This window comes from Kribbella sp. NBC_01510 (genome assembly GCF_045040325.1).
Taxonomy (GTDB): domain Bacteria; phylum Actinomycetota; class Actinomycetes; order Propionibacteriales; family Kribbellaceae; genus Kribbella.
Map to the genome: position 1 here is coordinate 3265344 of NZ_CP109418.1, position 16605 is coordinate 3281948.

17 protein-coding genes, 1 pseudogene and 1 riboswitch are annotated in these 16605 nt (G+C 67.7%); of the genes and pseudogenes, 5 read left to right on the forward strand and 13 right to left on the reverse strand.

What is annotated here, in order from left to right; translation table 11 throughout:
- Positions 1 to 2: 2 nt before the first annotated feature.
- Positions 3 to 236 (forward strand): hypothetical protein, encoded by a 234-nt coding sequence (locus OG558_RS16210; protein WP_329484009.1) that lies wholly within the window; start codon positions 3 to 5, stop codon positions 234 to 236.
- A 49-nt stretch (positions 237 to 285) separates the two neighbouring features.
- Here OG558_RS16210 and OG558_RS16215 read toward each other — a convergent pair whose 3' ends face one another.
- Both OG558_RS16215 and OG558_RS16220 read right to left on the reverse strand, forming a co-directional pair.
- On the reverse strand, positions 286 to 765 hold the full coding sequence (locus tag OG558_RS16215) for a hypothetical protein (RefSeq protein WP_329484010.1): 480 nt from the start codon (positions 763 to 765) through the stop codon (positions 286 to 288).
- A gap of 188 nt (positions 766 to 953) precedes the next feature.
- The gene (locus OG558_RS16220) at positions 954 to 1712 is read right to left on the reverse strand and encodes a lysophospholipid acyltransferase family protein (RefSeq protein ID WP_405071009.1); all 759 of its coding nucleotides are present in this window, start codon (positions 1710 to 1712) and stop codon (positions 954 to 956) included.
- Between the two features lie 51 nt (positions 1713 to 1763).
- Positions 1764 to 1882: riboswitch (TPP riboswitch) on the forward strand.
- On the opposite strand from OG558_RS16220, the pseudogene thiC reads away from it, so the two are divergent.
- The 3 genes and pseudogenes from thiC (at position 1873) to OG558_RS16235 (ending at position 4932) form a co-directional block, all read left to right on the forward strand.
- Positions 1873 to 3491 (forward strand): annotated as a pseudogene (thiC, locus tag OG558_RS16225) (phosphomethylpyrimidine synthase ThiC). (Overlaps the previous riboswitch by 10 nt.)
- Positions 3492 to 3823: 332 nt before the next feature.
- Entirely contained in the window at positions 3824 to 4381 is a 558-nt protein-coding gene (locus OG558_RS16230) for a transposase (RefSeq protein WP_329484013.1), read from the forward strand.
- Positions 4378 to 4932, forward strand: coding sequence for a hypothetical protein (locus OG558_RS16235; RefSeq protein WP_405071010.1), 555 nt, complete (start codon positions 4378 to 4380; stop codon positions 4930 to 4932). Before OG558_RS16230 ends, OG558_RS16235 begins: the two co-directional genes overlap by 4 nt.
- Here the strand turns inward: OG558_RS16235 and OG558_RS16240 are convergent.
- Together OG558_RS16240 and OG558_RS16245 are read right to left on the reverse strand one after the other, a co-directional pair.
- Complete coding sequence (locus tag OG558_RS16240) at positions 4929 to 5480, reverse strand: RDD family protein (RefSeq protein WP_405071011.1); 552 nt, start codon at positions 5478 to 5480, stop codon at positions 4929 to 4931. The genes OG558_RS16235 and OG558_RS16240 overlap by 4 nt on opposite strands.
- A gap of 81 nt (positions 5481 to 5561) precedes the next feature.
- Entirely contained in the window at positions 5562 to 6323 is a 762-nt protein-coding gene (locus OG558_RS16245; protein ID WP_405071012.1) for an RDD family protein, read from the reverse strand.
- Between the two features lie 103 nt (positions 6324 to 6426).
- Between OG558_RS16245 and OG558_RS16250 the strand changes: the two genes are divergently transcribed.
- Positions 6427 to 6867 carry a DUF2752 domain-containing protein gene (locus OG558_RS16250; protein ID WP_405071013.1) on the forward strand — a complete coding sequence of 147 codons (441 nt, stop codon included), beginning with the start codon at positions 6427 to 6429 and terminating at the stop codon, positions 6865 to 6867.
- Between the two features lies 1 nt (position 6868).
- Here the strand turns inward: OG558_RS16250 and OG558_RS16255 are convergent, their stop codons facing one another.
- The 9 genes from OG558_RS16255 to OG558_RS16295 form a co-directional block, all read right to left on the reverse strand.
- Complete coding sequence (locus OG558_RS16255; RefSeq protein WP_405071014.1) at positions 6869 to 7588, reverse strand: DUF4190 domain-containing protein; 720 nt, start codon at positions 7586 to 7588, stop codon at positions 6869 to 6871.
- A 180-nt stretch (positions 7589 to 7768) separates the two neighbouring features.
- Entirely contained in the window at positions 7769 to 8545 is a 777-nt protein-coding gene (pstB, locus tag OG558_RS16260; RefSeq protein ID WP_328524229.1) for a phosphate ABC transporter ATP-binding protein PstB, read from the reverse strand.
- Positions 8546 to 8567: 22 nt separating this feature from the next.
- On the reverse strand, positions 8568 to 9488 hold the full coding sequence (gene pstA / locus OG558_RS16265) for a phosphate ABC transporter permease PstA (protein WP_405071015.1): 921 nt from the start codon (positions 9486 to 9488) through the stop codon (positions 8568 to 8570).
- Entirely contained in the window at positions 9485 to 10660 is a 1176-nt protein-coding gene (gene pstC / locus OG558_RS16270; protein WP_405071016.1) for a phosphate ABC transporter permease subunit PstC, read from the reverse strand. The genes pstA and pstC overlap by 4 nt, the downstream gene beginning before the upstream one ends.
- Before the next feature lie 197 nt (positions 10661 to 10857).
- A complete protein-coding gene (pstS, locus tag OG558_RS16275) occupies positions 10858 to 11994 on the reverse strand; it encodes a phosphate ABC transporter substrate-binding protein PstS (RefSeq protein WP_329484021.1) in 1137 nt (378 codons plus the stop codon).
- Positions 11995 to 12154: 160 nt separating this feature from the next.
- Complete coding sequence (locus OG558_RS16280; protein ID WP_405071017.1) at positions 12155 to 12820, reverse strand: hypothetical protein; 666 nt, start codon at positions 12818 to 12820, stop codon at positions 12155 to 12157.
- Between the two features lie 81 nt (positions 12821 to 12901).
- A complete protein-coding gene (locus OG558_RS16285; RefSeq protein ID WP_405071018.1) occupies positions 12902 to 13366 on the reverse strand; it encodes a bifunctional nuclease family protein in 465 nt (154 codons plus the stop codon).
- 137 nt (positions 13367 to 13503) lie between these two features.
- Positions 13504 to 14382 (reverse strand): NUDIX domain-containing protein, encoded by an 879-nt coding sequence (locus OG558_RS16290; RefSeq protein ID WP_405071019.1) that lies wholly within the window; start codon positions 14380 to 14382, stop codon positions 13504 to 13506.
- A gap of 9 nt (positions 14383 to 14391) precedes the next feature.
- Entirely contained in the window at positions 14392 to 16551 is a 2160-nt protein-coding gene (locus tag OG558_RS16295) for an RNA degradosome polyphosphate kinase (RefSeq protein WP_329484025.1), read from the reverse strand.
- Positions 16552 to 16605: the final 54 nt, after the last annotated feature.

The following is a 16605-nucleotide window of genomic DNA, read 5'->3' on the forward strand; positions in this document are numbered from 1 at the left end:
CGATGCACATCCACTGGAATGCACTCGGTCAGGTGGCCCTGGTCAGCCTGCTCTTCGGGGTCGGGCTGGCGATCGTGTTCGCGTTCGGTGTGACCGCGATGTCGCGGCGGGCGGTGGCGATCGAGGAGAAGAAGCCGCCGTCGATCGTGGACACCTCCCTGGCCGCGCTCTGCTTCGCGGCCTGCCTGGCAGCGGTGTTCTACGGGCTGTATCTGATCATTCCGCAGTTCCACTGACGCGGGTACGACGGACGGTCCGCTCGAGGGCTGTCCGTCGTACGGGTCGTCAGCGGTTCCAGCGCCGTACCGACTTGGCCACGTCCTTGGAGCGGATGGAGCCGAGGTTGTACTCCCACGCGGCGGCCAGCTTGCCGCCGAGGATGCTCGCGTCCAGATAGATCCTCGGGCGCACCGCCACGGCCCAGGTGGCGGCGGCCGCGTGGCCCTGCTGGTGGAGTAGGTGGTCCACGGTCGCCTCGATCCGGCTCTTGTTCTCGCCTCTGAGGCCTTCAGTGGCCCAGCGTTGCATGATCGCCGCGTCGTCGGACGTCATCCGGGCCAGATAGGTCAGCGGACCGCGCCAGAAGCCCCGGCTGCCGATGCTGTCCAGGCTCTCCAGCGGGAACCAGCCGTTCTGGCAGCGTCGTCCGTTCACCGCGGATTCGATCTCCCGGGCGCGGTCCGCGGACAGGCCCCGGGTCGCCCAGTCGACGAAGAACGTCCCCGCGTCCGGGATGTGCTCCGCCACGTGCGGCGCTGGAGTCATCTGCCCCGGTTCGAACAGATGAAGCTCTTCCGGTGATTCGAACACAACCTTCCCCGCCCGCCTGAGTACCGCGGCCGCGCGTACGACTACCCGGCCCGCCGCACAGGGACCCCCCAGGTTCCTGTTCTGTCAACAACGACAAGTCTTCGTACCCTCGTTCCCGCCCGAGGGTCAAGGTCTTGTCCGCGTTACCGGTCCTCCTTGGTCCGCCGCTCGGCCCGGCGGGCGAGCTCCTCCTGATCCAGCCGCTCGGCCTCGGCCGGAGTCGGCGCGGCGCCGCCGTACGACGCCGGCAGCCACCAGGCACCGGCCGGTTGCTCGGGGTAGGCGCGGATGGTCTGATCGAGCATCCCGGCCATGGTCGAGTGCAGGCGCGCGGTCGCGTCGGCCGCATCGTCGCCTCGGGTGACGGTGATCGGTGCGCCGACGGTGATCGCGATCGTGCGGTGCCGGGAGAAGTCGCGCGGATGGTCCTTGGTCAGCATCCGCTGCGTGCCCCACAGGATCATCGGAATGATCGGTACGCCGGCCGCGGCGGCCATCCGGACCGTGCCGGTTTTGAACTCCTTGAGCTCGAACGACCGGCTGATCGTCGCCTCCGGGAACACGCCGACGACCTCGCCCTGGCCGAGGTACCGGAGCGCTTCGCGGTACGACGCCATCCCGGCCGCGCGATCCACCGGGATGTGGTGCATCCCGCGCATCAGCGGCCCGGAGTACCGGTTGCGGAACAGGACCTCCTTGGCCATGAACCGCACCAGCCGCTTGCTTGGCACAGCGCCGAAGCCGCCGAGCACGAAGTCGACGTAGCTGATGTGGTTGAGCGCGATCACCGCGCCACCGGTCCGCGGCACGTTCTCCGTCCCGCTCAGCTGGAACTTCAGGTCCAGCACCTTGAACGCCGTCTTCGCGAAGCCGATCACCGGTGGGTACACGAGGTCACGCATCCCCCGACGCTACCCGCTCGGTCAAGACGGCGGGTTAAGGTGACGGTGACAATTGGAGATCGCGGGAGCTCGCACCGTAGTGGGCTGAGAGGGCGGCTGGGTGACCGGCGCCGCCGACCGCCGAACCTGTCCGGGTAATTCCGGCGTAGGGAGCAGCAAGGTGAACGTCAGCACGATTCGACCGACTGTCACCACCGGCCCGATCTCGGGGTCGGAGAAGATCTACCGCGGTGAGCTGGGCGTCCCGGCCCGCCGCGTCCACCTCACGAACGGCGAGCACTTCGACCTGTACGACACGTCGGGTCCGTACACCGACGCGTCGGCGCGGATCGACGTACAGGCCGGACTGCCCGCACTCCGGCGGGACTGGATCGCCGGGCGCGCACCGCTGACCCAGCTCGGGCACGCGCGGGCCGGGACGATCACCGAGGAGATGAGGTACGTCGCCGTCCGGGAGGGCCTCGATCCGGAGTTCGTCCGGTCCGAGGTGGCCCGGGGCCGGGCCGTGATCCGGCGAACCGGCGGCACCCGGAGAGCGAGCCGATGATCATCGGGAAGAAGTTCCTGGTGAAAGTGAACGCGAACATCGGCAACTCGGCCGTCAGCAGCTCGGTCGAGGAAGAGGTCGAGAAGCTCGTCTGGGCGACCCGGTGGGGCGCGGACACGGTGATGGACCTGTCCACCGGCAAGAACATCCACGAGACGCGGGAGTGGATCCTGCGGAACTCACCCGTGCCGATCGGGACGGTCCCGGTCTATCAGGCGCTCGAGAAGGTGAAGGGCGATCCGGCCGGGCTGTCGTGGGAGGTGTACCGCGACACGGTGATCGAGCAGTGCGAGCAGGGTGTCGACTACATGACGGTGCATGCCGGCGTACTGCTGCGGTACGTGCCGCTGACCGCTGGACGGATCACGGGCATCGTGTCCCGGGGTGGCTCGATCATGTCCGCGTGGTGCCTGGCGCATCATCAGGAGTCCTTCCTGTACACGCATTTCGCGGAGCTGTGCGAGATCCTGCGCACCTATGACGTGACGTTCTCACTGGGCGACGGGTTGCGGCCGGGGTGTATCGCGGACGCCAACGACGCGGCGCAGTTCGCCGAGCTGCGGACGCTGGGAGAGTTGACCCGGATCGCCTGGGAGCGCGACGTCCAGGTGATGATCGAGGGACCGGGCCACGTGCCGATGCACAAGATCGCGGAGAACGTGCGGCTCGAGGAGGAGCTCTGCGGCGAGGCGCCGTTCTACACATTGGGGCCGTTGGCAACTGATGTGGCGCCGGCCTACGACCACATCACGTCGGCGATCGGTGCGGCTCAGATCGGCTGGCTGGGTACGGCGATGCTCTGCTACGTCACGCCGAAGGAACACCTCGGGCTGCCGGATCGCGACGACGTCAAGACCGCCGTGATCACCTACAAGATCGCCGCCCATGCGGCCGATCTGGCCAAGGGGCATCCGGGCGCGCAGGCCTGGGACGACACGTTGTCCAAGGCAAGGTTCGAGTTCCGCTGGGAGGACCAGTTCAACCTCTCGCTCGATCCCGACGCGGCCCGCTCGTTCCATGACGAGACCCTGCCCGCCGAGCCGGCCAAGACCGCCCACTTCTGCTCGATGTGCGGCCCGAAGTTCTGCTCGATGCGGATCACCGCCGACATCCGCGCGTACGCCAAAGAACACGGCCTGACCTCCGCCGAGGCTATCGAGGCCGGCCTCGCCGAGATGTCCGGCACGTTCAAGGCGAACGACCAGAAGCTCTGTCTTCCGCTGGCGGAGTGAGGTCGCGGACCGCCAGGCCATCACATTCGCCGGCCTACGATCGGGCCGCGCTCAGAGGTGCCGGCGAACCGCGGTTGTGATGGCCTGGCGGTCCGTCTCCCCATTGACTGCGCGTGAAGTGCGGGGCGAGTCGAGATGCCGAGGTCGCCGGATCGAGCGGAGAATTGGGGGAATCGGTAGACCGAGAGAGCGATCACTGGGAGTGATCGGGTGAACCGATTCAGGTTTCTTCCTTCACTCTACGTAAATAAGACTGTAACCTTAATGCGTTCGGAAGGAGGTGCAGGGCGATGGTCTTTGTTCTCACGGTAGATCAGCGCGGCAGCCGAAGCATGAGCGATCTCGTACCCGAGCTACTGAACTCCCTGAACCGCCGGCCGCGACGGACCGGTTTGCTCCGGAAGTTCGAGCGGACCGCCGGCGACGAAGTGCAGGGCATCCTCTCGGAGGCCCGCGCCACCATCGACGTGATCGTCGAGCTGCTCCGCACCGACACCTGGTACGTCGGACTCGGGGTCGGCGAGGTCACTCAGCCCCTGCCGCGCAGCACCAGGGCGGGCAGCGGCGACGCGTTCGTCTACGCGCGGGAAGCGGTGAACCGGGCCAAGTCGAGCCCTCACCACGTCAACGTGGTCGGTCCGGATCCGCACCGGGCGGAGCAGGTGGAGACCGTGCTGTGGCTGATGGCGTCCGTACTGCGGCGCCGGAGCGACCGCGGCTGGGCAGTGGCCGACCTGCTGGCCGAAGGACTCACGAGGCGGGAGATCGGCGTGAAGCTGGGGATCAGCCAGTCGGCGGTGACACAGCGGGCGCAGGCCGCCGGGTTCGCCGAGGAGCAGCGTGGACGGGTGCTGGCGGCCGAGTTGCTCGACGCTGGAGTCGCTGCGTGACGGCGCTCGTCTTGTCGTTGACCGGGGCCGCCCTGATCCTCGCCGTACTGGCGTGGGTGCCCGAAGCCGGCTCTACCCTCGAGATCGTCATCAGTGGCGTCATGCTGGCCTGTCTGGTCGCAGTCGGTCTCCTACTGCTGGCAGGCAACGGTGTGGAGGGGTGGCGCGAGCGCTGGTGGGACGTGCTGCTCCTGCTGGCCGGGGGACTCGCGGTGGCCGGTGGCGGGCCGCTAACGACGTCAGTGCTGTCTCTGGTGGACCGGGGGAACACCCGAGCCCAGTCCACACAGAAGGCCGGCGAGGTACTGCGTGGTGGCGCACTGATCGGCTCGCTCGAGCGGGCTGCGATCTTCGCGTCGCTGGTGGCCGGCTGGCCGGAGGGCATTGCGGTCGTGCTGGCGATCAAGGGACTGGCCCGCTACCCCGAGCTGCGTAGCCCGGACCAGCCGGCCTCGGTCACCCCACAGGCGGTCGCCGAGCGCTTCATCATCGGCACGTTCACCAGCGTCCTGTGGGCAGTGACCTGCGCTGGGTTCCTGTTGTCCCACTAAGTGCGGATCACGATGTCGTTGACCACTTTGTCGTGCCAGGTCTGCTGCTTGTCGTCCCAGAGCGGCCAGAGCACGTTGAGAATGCAGAGTTGGTTGAAGATCTGGGCGAGGATCTCACGGCCGAGATTCGGACCGATGCCGATCAGCTGACCGGTCTGCGAGTGCACGACCTTCAAGCCGGTCAGCTTCTTCCCGAAGGACTGGCCGGTGCGCCCCTGCCGGATGACCCGGTTCCAGACCCACACCAGGAACGCGAGAAGGAAGCCGGCGCCGATTGCGATGCCGCCGCCGGGGCCGAGCTGCTCCTTGTCGCCGTCGATGACCAGGGACAGGATCGCGCCGGCGATCGCCGGGATCGAGACGATCAGCGAGTCGAGGATCGAGGCGCCGACACGGATCGGCCATCCAGCCGGCTGTCCGGGCGGCGCGTAGCCGTACCCGTAGCCCGCCGGCCCGTGACTGCCTTGTCCGTAAGGGTTGTAGCCCTGCTGGTGGTACTGGCCCGGTTGTCCCGGTGGGTACTGCGGGTTGTACGGAGGGGTGGTCACCTGCGGGGTCCTTTCTGCGGCCGAGATGCCGAACGCCGCGGCCTCGAGAGGCCACGGCGTCCGGGAGATCGCAGTACGGCGTCAGAGCTTGATGACGTAGGTGTTGTTGATCTTGTCCGCGAACGTCTGCCGCTTCTCGTCCCACAGCGGCCACAGCCAGCCGATGTAGCAGGCGAGGCTGTCCAGGATGTGGGTGAGCTGGCGCAGGAACGTCTTGCCCGCGCCGATCGGCTGGCCGGTGTCGGCGCCGACCAGCTTCAGACCGAGGACCTGCTTGCCCACGGTCTGTCCGGTGCTGCCCTGACGGATCACGATGTTCCAGATCGCCAGACCGATGCTGGTCAGGTAGAAGACCAGGGCCAGGATGGTCACGGCCGAGTTGTCGGCGTTGGACAGCGCGCTCGCGATCCCGTACGGGACGGCGACGATCAGGCCGTCGATGAGGTAGCCGCCGAGCCGGTTCGGCCAGGCCGCCAGGTTGCCCGGGATCCCACCGAAACCACCCGGCTGCCCGTAGCCCTGGGGGTAGCCTGGCTGGCCGTACGGCTGCCCGTAGCCCGGCTGCTGACCGTACTGACCAGGCTGACCCGGCTGCTGCGGATACCCGGCGGGCTGCTGCCCGTACTGCCCCGGCTGCGGCTGGCCGTAACCGGGCTGCTGCCCATAGCCCGGCTGCTGCTGGGCGCCATAGCCGGGCTGCTGCTGCCCGTACTGGCCCGGCTGCTGCTGCCCGTACTGGCCCGGTTGCTGCGCAGGCTGTCCGTACTGGCCAGGCTGGCCGTACTGACCCGGCTGCTGTGAGTCTTGAGGGCCGTAACCCGGCGGCGGCGTCGGATTGCTCACGACGGTCCTTTCTAGTGATTGCTGTCGAGGGGACTTGCAGGCTAGTCGTCGGACGGCTCAGACCGGGCAACGGATCCCACGAGATGAGAGCTACCGTTGTCCGGTGAGCCTTTCGCTGAGCGTCGTACTCCGGCCGACCGGTCCGGTCCAGCCACTGGACCGGCGCGTGTGGGGCCTGACCGCGGTCGGAGTGGGCGGCTTCGGGCTGGCGGCCGTCTATCAGCTGTCCGGCGGACAGATCGGTATTCCGTGCATCCTGCATGCGACCACGGGGCTGAACTGCCCGCTCTGTGGGTCGACGAGGATGGCGGCCGCTCTGCTGCGCGGCGATCTGGACGCAGCCTGGCACTTCAACCCGGTGGTGCTGGTCCTCGGCCCGCTCGTTGGTGTTGCCGTCGGCTACCAGTTGCTTGCCTGGTCGCTCGAATCGCTCCGCCTGGTCCGGCTGCCGCGGCTGACGATGAGCCCGCGGGTGGCCGACTGGCTGATCAAGGGCGTGATCGCCCTACTGGTCGTGTACGGCGTCGCCCGCAACCTGAACTGAATCAGGTGCTGTAGTAGTTCACGAACCCGCCGACTATCTGCAAGCCCAGCGAAACGATGCCACCGATCCAGGCAACCTTGGCGAGGGTGTCCGACCTGCCCTGCTCCCGGAACTTGCTCTGGGCAAGCAGGCCTAATGCGATCGAAACAACGCCACAACAGAACCAGCAGACGATGCCGATGATGGCGAGCACCTGCGGAGTGCTGCTCTGCGGGGCGGCGCCGTATCCGTAGCCGCCGGGCTGGCCGTACTGCCCGTAGGCGCCGGGCTGCTGACCGTACTGCCCGGGCTGCTGACCGTACTGACCGTAGGAATCAGGCTGCTGCTGTCCGTACCCCGGCTGCTGTCCGTACTGGCCGGGCTGGCCCGGATACCCACCCTGGCCGTACTGACCGGGCTGCTGCTGTTGCCCGTAGCCGGGCTGCTGGCCGTACTGACCCGGCTGGCCGTACTGCTGCTGACCGGGCTGACCGGGCTGACCGGGCTGGCCGTACTGACCCGGCTGACCGTACTGACCGGGCTGCTCCTGACCGGGCTGCTGCTGACCGGGCTGGTCGTACGGGTTCGGCTGGCCGTACTGACCGGGCTGCTCCTGGCCGGGCTGACCGTACGGGCTCGGCTGGCCGTACGGGTTCGGCGGTTGCTGCCCCGGGGTCTCGGGGGTGTCCTGCGGCCGGTTCGGGTCGTTCTGGTCGTCGCCCGGAGGCGTCGGAGTGCTCACCGCGGTCCCTTCTGAGAACGTCGAGGATCTCCGAAGGCTATCTTTTCCACAGGTTCTCGGTCACGCACCCTCGCCGGATCCCGAACGCCCGGGGCCACGCGCCGCCGCGACGTGCTGTCGCGGCGGCCGGAGACGTACCAGGTCGAACGATCCGCCCGAGGGCTTCCGTCGTACGGCGGATCAGCCGAAGCGGCCGGTGATGTAGTCCTCGGTCGCCTTCTCGTTCGGGTTCGAGAAGATCATCTTGGTCGAACCCATCTCGATCAGCCGGCCCGGCTTACCGGTCGCGGCCAGGTTGAAGAATCCGGTTTGGTCCGACACCCGGGCCGCCTGCTGCATGTTGTGGGTGACGATGACGACGGTGAACTTGTCCTTCAGCTTCTCGATCAGGTCCTCGATCGCCAGCGTCGAGATCGGGTCGAGGGCCGAGCACGGCTCGTCCATCAGGATCACCTGGGGCTCGACCGCGATCGCCCGGGCGATGCAGAGGCGCTGCTGCTGACCACCGGACAGTCCGGCGCCGGGCTTGTCCAGCCGGTCCTTGACCTCGTTCCAGAGGTTGGCGCCGTGCAGGGACTGCTCGACCACCTCGGTGAGCTTCTTGCGGTCCTTGACCCCGTTGAGCTTCAGGCCGGACGCGACGTTGTCGAAGATCGACATGGTCGGGAACGGGTTCGGCCGCTGGAACACCATGCCGACCACGCGGCGGACCGCCACCGGGTCGATCCCGGTCGCGTAAAGGTCCTGCTGGTCCAGCATCACCTTGCCCTCGACCCGGGCGCCGGGGATCACCTCGTGCATCCGGTTCAGGGTCCGCAGGAAGGTGGACTTGCCGCAGCCGGACGGGCCGATGAACGCCGTGACCGAGCGGGGCTCGATCGTCATCGACACGTCCTCGACGGCCTTGAAGTCGCCGTAGTAGACGTTGAGGCCGCTGACCTCGATGCGCTTCGCCATATCGACTCAGTACCTCTCGTGACTATTTCGACTTGATCGCGCTGAACCGGGCGATCAGCCGGGCCAGCACGTTGAGGACAAGGACAAGCAGGATCAGCGTCAGCGCGGCCGCCCAGACCCGGTCCGCGGCCGGCTGGAGTGCCAGCTCGGTCCGGTCCTGGTTGATCATCGTCGGCAGCGCGCCCATGAACCCGTTGAACGGGTTGAGGTTGATGTTCTTGGAGTAGCCGACCAGGATCAGCAGCGGCGCGGTCTCACCCATCACCCTGGCCAGACCGAGCATCACACCGGTGACGATGCCACCGAACGCGGTCGGCACGACCACCTTCAGGATCGTCTTCCACTTCGGCACGCCGAGTGCGTACGACGCCTCCCGCAACTCGTCCGGGACGAGTTTCAGCATCTCCTCGGTCGAGCGCAGTACGACGGGCAGCATCAGCAGCACCAGCGCCAGCGAGACGGCGAACCCGACCCGGTTGAAGCCGAGCACCGTGATCCAGACCGCGTAGATGAACAGCGCGGCGACGATCGACGGAACGCCGGTGAGGATGTCGACTATGAAGCTGACCGCGCGGGCGGCCTTCGTGCCCTTGCCGTACTCGACCAGGTAGATCGCGCCGAAGACGGCGATCGGCACCGCGATCACCGCGGTGATCAGCGACATGATCAGCGTGCCCATGATCGCGTGGTATGCGCCGCCGCCCTGACGGCGGACGGTGATACCGCGCTGCGACTGGCTCCACCAGTCCGCGTTCAGCAGCAGGTGGTAGCCCTTGCTGATCACGGTGAAGAGGATCCACACCAGCGGGATGAGCGCGACCACGAAGGCCAGCACGATCAGCACGGTGGCCAGCGTGTTCTTGAAGGCCCGGGCCCCCGACTTCCCGGTCAGGTCCAGTTCCTGACCGTCGTACGCCGGTTCGTTGGCGGCGATGGTCGTCATGAGGTCGCTCCTTCGGTCGCGGCGGACGAACCGGCGCGGCGGTTGCGGCGCGGCCGCTTACCACCGGGGCCGCTGCGGGCGACGATGATCCGGGCCGCGGAGTTGACCAGGAACGTCACCACGAACAGCACCAGGCCGGCCGCGATGTAGGCGCCGGTCTTCTCCGGCGAGTCGAACTCGGCGGCGTTGTTGGCGATCTTCGACGCGAACGTCTCGCCACCGGCGAAGATCGACGAGTTCCACGGGTCGTTGCCGTTCGGCACCGACAGGATGATCAGGACGGCGACCGTCTCACCGAGCGCCCGGCCCAGGCCGAGCATCGAGGCGCTGACCACACCGGACCGGCCGTACGGCAGCACGGCCATCCGGATCATCTCCCACTTGGTCGCGCCGAGCGCGAGGGCGCCCTCGCGATGCGCGATCGGCGTCTGCTGGAAGATCTCCCGGCTGATCGCGGTCACCACCGGCAGGATCATGATCGCCAGCACGACGGACGCGGTGAACACCACACCGACGTTGTCGCCCGGCGGCTTCTCGAACAACGGGAGCCAGCCGAGCGCCGAGGCCAGGCCGTCGATCACCGGGCGCAGGATCGGAGCGAGGAACAGGATGCCCCAGAGGCCGTAGATGATCGACGGCACCGCGGCGAGCAGGTCGACCGCGTACGCGACCGGCTGGGCCAGTCGCTTCGGCGAGTAGTAGGTGACGAACAGCGCGACCCCGATCGCGATCGGGACCGCGATCAGCATCGCGATGATCGAGCTGATCACGGTCGTGTAGAACATCGCGGCGATACCGAACCGGGGGTCGTCGCCGCCGGGCTCCCAGATCCGGGAGAACAGGAAGCTGCTGTTGTTGTCGGCCAGCGCGGGAATCGCCAGCGCCAGCAGGAAGATGCCGACGAACGCGACGATCGCGACCACCAGGCCGCCGGAGCCGCGGGCCAGGCCGGCGAACAGCCGGTCGCCGAGGTGACCGACCGGGCCGAGGTCGAGCTTCGGTTCCTTCGCGCCGGCGTCGGTCGTCGCGGTCCCCGGCCCTGTCTCGACTCCGGTCTCGGTCATGGTCTCGGCGGCTTCGTGCTCCGCGTGCTCCGGGGTCTCGGCCGCCGCCTGGTCGGCGGCTGTGCCGTCCGGCCGGTCGGGCGGTGCCGTGCCGTCTGGACTACTCATCGATGGTGCTCCAAGCGCCTGGGTCGGGTGGTCAGGTCTGCTGCACGGTCTGCGCCGGCCGGGTTCCGTCCGCCACGGTCTCGTCCGTTGCGGTCCAGCCCGGTTCGTCCGAACTGCTCCGGGTCCGACGAGGCGAAGCCCCGGCCGTCCTCCGATGACTCGGATCGGCCGGGGCTCGCATCAGTTTGCTTCCGTCGTCAGCTGATCGACTGGATCGCTGCGTCGACCTTGGTCCGGATCTCCTCCGGGAGCGGCGCGTAGTTCAGATCGGTCAGCGCGGCCTGTCCGTCCTTGCTCGCGAAGTAGCTCAGGAAGCTCTTCACCAGCGCGGTCTTCTCGGCCGGCAGACCCTTGCTGCAGGCGACCTCGTAGGTGACCAGGATGATCGGGTAGGCGCCCGCCTCCTTGGTCGCGTAGTCCAGCTTCAGCGACAGGTCGTTGCCGCCGGCGCTCGCCGGCTTCGCCGCGGCCAGCGCCTTTCCGGCGGACTCGGCGCTCAGCTCGATCGGGGTGCCCGAGCCGTTGTCGATCAGCGCGATGCCGAGCTTGTTGTCGACCGCGTACGACCACTCGACGTAGGTGATCGAGTTCTTGGTGCTCTTCACGCCCTCCGCGACACCCGCGGACTTCTCCTTGCCGGCGCCGGTGCCGGTCCACTTCTTGGCCGGCGTACCGGTCCAGGCGCCACCACCGGAGGCGGCCAGGTACTTGGTGAAGTTCTCGGTGGTGCCGGACTCGTCGGACCGGAAGAACACCGAGATCGGGGCGGACGGCAACGTGACGCCCGGGTTCAGCTTGGCGATCGCCGGGTCGTTCCAGGTCTTGATGGTGCCCTGGAAGATCTTCGCGGCGGTCGGGCCGTCGAGGATCAGCTTCTGCACGCCGTCGACGTTGTAGGCGATCGCGACCGGGCCGATCACCATCGGCAGGTCGAGCGCGGGGTTGTTCTGGCAGCGCTTCGTGGCCTGCGCCATTTCGCTCGCGCCGCCATCGGTGGCCGCGGTCTTGAGCGCCGAGTCGGAGCCGGCGAAGTCGACCTGGGCCGCGTTGAACTGCTTGATGCCCGCACCGGAGCCGGTCGGGTTGTAGTTCACCGTGACGTCGGCGCACTGCTCGTTGTACTTGCTGATGATTTCGTCGATGGCGTTCTTCTGCGCCGAGGAACCCTCAGCGTTCAGGGTGCCCTGCGGGCAGTCGGCGGCAGCGGAGGACGACGAACCACCGGGGCTCGAGGAACCGGCCGGTTGCGGGTCACTGCCACAGGCGCTCAGAGCGAGGACGCCGAGGGATGCCACGGCGACCGAGCCGACGCGGAGCAGGCGATTGACGGACACGAGAGTGTTGCCCTTCTGCGGGAATCAGACTTCTGAACTTCCACAGACGCTAAAGAGACGAAGTGACCGACCGGTCCGTCGTCGGTGAACGAGTGGTGAACGGTTCCCGTAGGGTGTGCGACGCTTGGCGTGCCGCCAGGCGGCCAACAGGTGAACTGAGTTAGGTGACGTGACTCTCCGTCGATCCAAACGCCTGTTGGCTCACGTTTCGGTAACGCTCAGCGCACTGCCAACGTGAACGACCGGCTCCCCGTGGTCTCGATCGGCAACCCGTAGTACGACATCTTCGGAACAGCCACACGGTAGTACGTCTTCGTCCCACGCCCCGCACGTACATCACTGCCTTGCCCTTGGTGACCGGCACGGCCAGCACACTCCGCCAGTACTTCCCGTCCCACCGCTGCAACGCGCCTTTCACCGTCCCGGCCGGCCTCACACCCACAGTCAACTTCACCATCTGCCCAACCTGCGCGGAGGTCAGGTTGAACCCGGCGACGTCGAACTTGGCCAGTGTCTTGGAGGAGCGAGCGGAGGTCGAGGAGGCCTGTGACCAGTTGACGGTCGTCGACAGGTTCGCGGGCAGGTTGGCGTCCTCGACCTTCGGTGCGGCCGGTTGCCACGTGTCGAACCAGGCCGACGGCGGCGTCGCGGTGCTCTCCACGCCGTCAACCCGGCTGGTCACCCTCAACCGCACTCGGTCCCGCTCCGCGAGCCCGGGAGGCAGAACCTCGTTCGGTCCGCTCGCATCCGTGAGTTCGAGCACCTGGGCGAGGTCGGGATATTCGACGCGCACGAAGTTGGCCGTGCCGCTGTCCTGCCAGGACACCCGCACCTTGCCGTCCGCAGTCCAGCCCACCTGAACGTCGGTCGGCGCCTCGGGGGCGGCCCACCTGCAATCAGCCTCTGCTCAGCTGGAGAAGTCCTCCGGGGCTACGCCGTCGAGGAACTTGCGGAAGCGTTCCAGTTCGGCCTGTTCTTCCTCGGGGGTGGCGACACCGGCTTCGCTGAGCACCTGTTCGGTGCAGCGGATCGGCGTACCGAGACGGACCGCCAGGGCGACCGAATCGCTCGGCCGGGCCGAGACCCGGACGCCGTTGGCGAGCACGAGTTCGGCGTAGAAGACGGCGTCGCGCAGCTCGACGATCTCGACCGCCTCGATGTGTACGCCGAACGCCTGGATCAGGTCGCGCATCAGGTCATGGGTGAGCGGCCGCGACGGACGCAGGCCCTGCTCCTCGTACGCGATCGCGGTCGCCTCGACCGAGCCGATCGAGATCGGCAGGTAGCGGTAGCCCTCGGTCTCGCGCAGCATCATCACCGGGGCCCGGTTGGGCGATTCCATCCGGATCCCGATCAGTGTCAGTTCTCGCATCATCGCCATGGTGCGCCCCGACCTCTCCTCAGACCGGCACCCGGTAGGGCGCCGGTTCCTCGAACAGGAACATACCCGTCAGTTCCAGTGTCACCCGGAGACACCATCTCCTGTGCCTGGATCGTCACCGACCCGTGTCACGGTGCGCCGAATCGCTCGTAAACCACGCTGCCGTCGGCCAGTCGGTGCGCCGCCAGAAAGGCCCCGGTGGCGAACTTCCCGACCTTGAGCCCGAGCTCGCGGGCCAGCGCGGGAAGCACCGGCCGGTGTGAGCACACCACCGTCACCCTGCCCGCCTTCCACGCCCGCTCACGCAGTCCACGTAGGCCGTCCGGATCGGCGTTATACCCACGCTCGGAGATCTCCGGCCACAAGTCGATGTGCCGATCGATCGAGACGGCGTACGGCGCGAGGGTCGCGGCACACCGATCCGCGTCACTGCTGATCAACCGGTCGGCCCCGATAACGGCCAGAACGTCGCTGAGCCGTTCGGCGACCGCCGCACCGGATTGGGTCAGTGGACGAGCGTTGTCCTTGCCGTCCCAGTCCTTCCGTTTCACGGCCTCGGCGTGCCGGACCACCACCAGCGTGGCGACGACCGGGATCACCCGGTCGAGCGCGTCCAGGATCTCGACGTCGCGCGGATAGCTGAGTTTGCCGCGGGCCTTGTCCTCGGGGAGCCAGGTGATCTCGTCCACCTCGTCGTTCGGCTCGAAGGCGCTGTCGTCGACCGCTGTGGCAGACCAGTAGTGCACCAGCTTCTGCGCGGTGCCGCCGTTCTTCCGGACCACATAGCGCTGCACACCGAGCGGGGGGCCGAGTACGACTTGCAGGCCGGTCTCTTCCTCGATCTCACGTCGTGCGGCGAGCAGGACGTGCTCGTGTGTGGTCAGCTTGCCTTTCGGGAGGGACCAGTCGTCGTACCGCGGCCGGTGCACCAGCAGCACCTGCCTGGTGCCGCGGCTCTCACGCCAGACGACACCACCCGCGGCGATGACAGTCGCCGGGTTGCTCATGAATTCACCCTACGGAATGGGGTCTGCTGTTCGCCGTCGCCCACGCGTGGCGATGAGTCTTTCCTGAAGGTCGCGCAGTGGTTCGCCGTCCGGCCCGGTGAGCCTGGGCTGCCAGGTGTCGTCGGCGTGCAGCCACCACGAGCCGGTGCCCTCGTCCATGGCCAGGTTGAACATCTCGTCGAGCTCGGTGACGTGATCGGGCTCCTTCAGTTGCACGAGCACCTCGACCCGGCGGTCCAGGTTGCGGTGCATCAGGTCGGCCGAGCCGATCCACACCTCCGGCTCACCGCCGTTCTCGAACAGGAACACGCGGCTGTGCTCGAGGAACCGGCCCAGGATGCTGCGGACCTTGATGTTCTCGGACAGGCCCGGGATGTCCGGCCGGATCGTGCAGATGCCACGGATCCACAGCTCCACGGGTACGCCGGCCTGTGACGCCCGGTAGAGCGCGTCACTCAGGGCCTCGTCGACCAGGCTGTTCACCTTGATCCGGACCCTCGCCGGGCGGCCGGCCAGGTGGTGCTGGATCTCTCGCTCGATCCGCTCCACGAGCCCCCGCCGTACCGACTGAGGTGCGACCAGGATCCGCCGGTAGCCGGCGCTGCGACCGAAGCCCGACAGGTGATTGAACAGATGCGCGATGTCCTCGGTGACGACCTTGTCGCTGGTGAGCAGACCGAGATCCTCGTACAGCCGGGCGGTCTTGGGGTGGTAGTTGCCGGTGCCGATGTGAGCGTAGCGGCGCAGGCCGTCCGGCTCGTCGCGCACGACCAGCGACAGCTTGCAGTGCGTCTTGAGGCCGATCACGCCGTACACGACATGGCAGCCGGCGTGCTCCAGCTGACGGGCCCACTTGATGTTCGCCTGCTCGTCGAAGCGGGCCTGGATCTCCACCAGCACCAGCACCTGCTTGCCGGCCTCGGCGGCGTCGATCAGCGCGTCCACGATCGGTGAGTCACCGGAGGTCCGGTAGAGCGTTTGCTTGATTGCGAGCACATGCGGGTCGGCGGCGGCCTGCTCGATGAACCGCTGCACACTCGTCGAGAAGGAGTCGTACGGGTGGTGCACGAGGACGTCGCGCTGCTTCAGGGCGTAGAACATGTCCGCCGGGTTGGCCGTCTCGACCTCCGACAGGTGCGGATGGGTCGACGGCACGAAGCCCGGGTACTTCAGCTCGGCCCGGTCCAGGCTCGCGATCGTGAAGAGGCCACGGAGGTCGAGCGGGCCGGGCAGCTCGAACACCTCGGCCTCGGTCACGCCCAGCTCGGACAGCAGCAGCGCCCGCACCTGCGGGTCGATCGACTCCTCGACCTCGAGGCGGACCGGCGGACCGAACCGGCGGCGCAGCAGCTCCTTCTCGAGCGCGGCCAGCAGGTTCTCGGCGTCGTCCTCCTCGACCTCGAGGTCCTCGTTGCGGGTGACCCGGAAGGTGTGGTGCTGGGTGACCTCCATGCCCGGGAACAGCTGGCCCAGGTGCGTGGCGATGACGTCCTCGAGCGGGACGAACCGGCCCTCGGCGACCCGCACGAACCGCGGCAGCAGCGGCGGCACCTTGACCCGGGCGAAGTGCTCGCCGCCGCTGTCGGGGTTGCGGACCACGACAGCCAGGTTCAGGCTCAGGCCGGAGATGTAGGGGAACGGGTGCGACGGGTCGACCGCCAGCGGCGTCAGCACCGGGAAGACACGGTCCCGGAAGAACCGGGTCATGTCCTCGCGCTCGCCGTGCTCGAGCTCGTCCCAGCGCAGGATGTCGATGCCCTGCTCGGTCAGCGCCGGCTGGACCACCTTCCGCCAGGTCTCCGCCTGCCGGTCCATCAGCTCGCGGCTGCGGCTCAGGCTCCGGTCGAGCACCTCGCGCGGCAGCAGCCCACTGGCCGCCCGCACCGCGACGCCGGCCGCGATCCGGCGCTTCAGACCGGCGATCCGGACCATGTAGAACTCGTCCAGGTTGCTGGCGAAGATGGCCAGGAACTTGGCCCGCTCGAGCAGCGGAATCCGGTCGTTCTCGGCCAGTTCGAGGACACGCTGGTTGAACGCGAGCCAGCTCAGCTCGCGATCGGAGAAACGGTCGGCCGGAAGATCGCCGGCCGCCGCGATGTCGTACGGCGGCTCGACGTCGTACTCCCGGTTATGCGACGCCAGCAGGTCTCCAGCCACATCGACCAGCATCCCATCCTTTGGTGAACAAGGGGTAGCCGTCTCGCGGGTCCGTGGATGTGACGT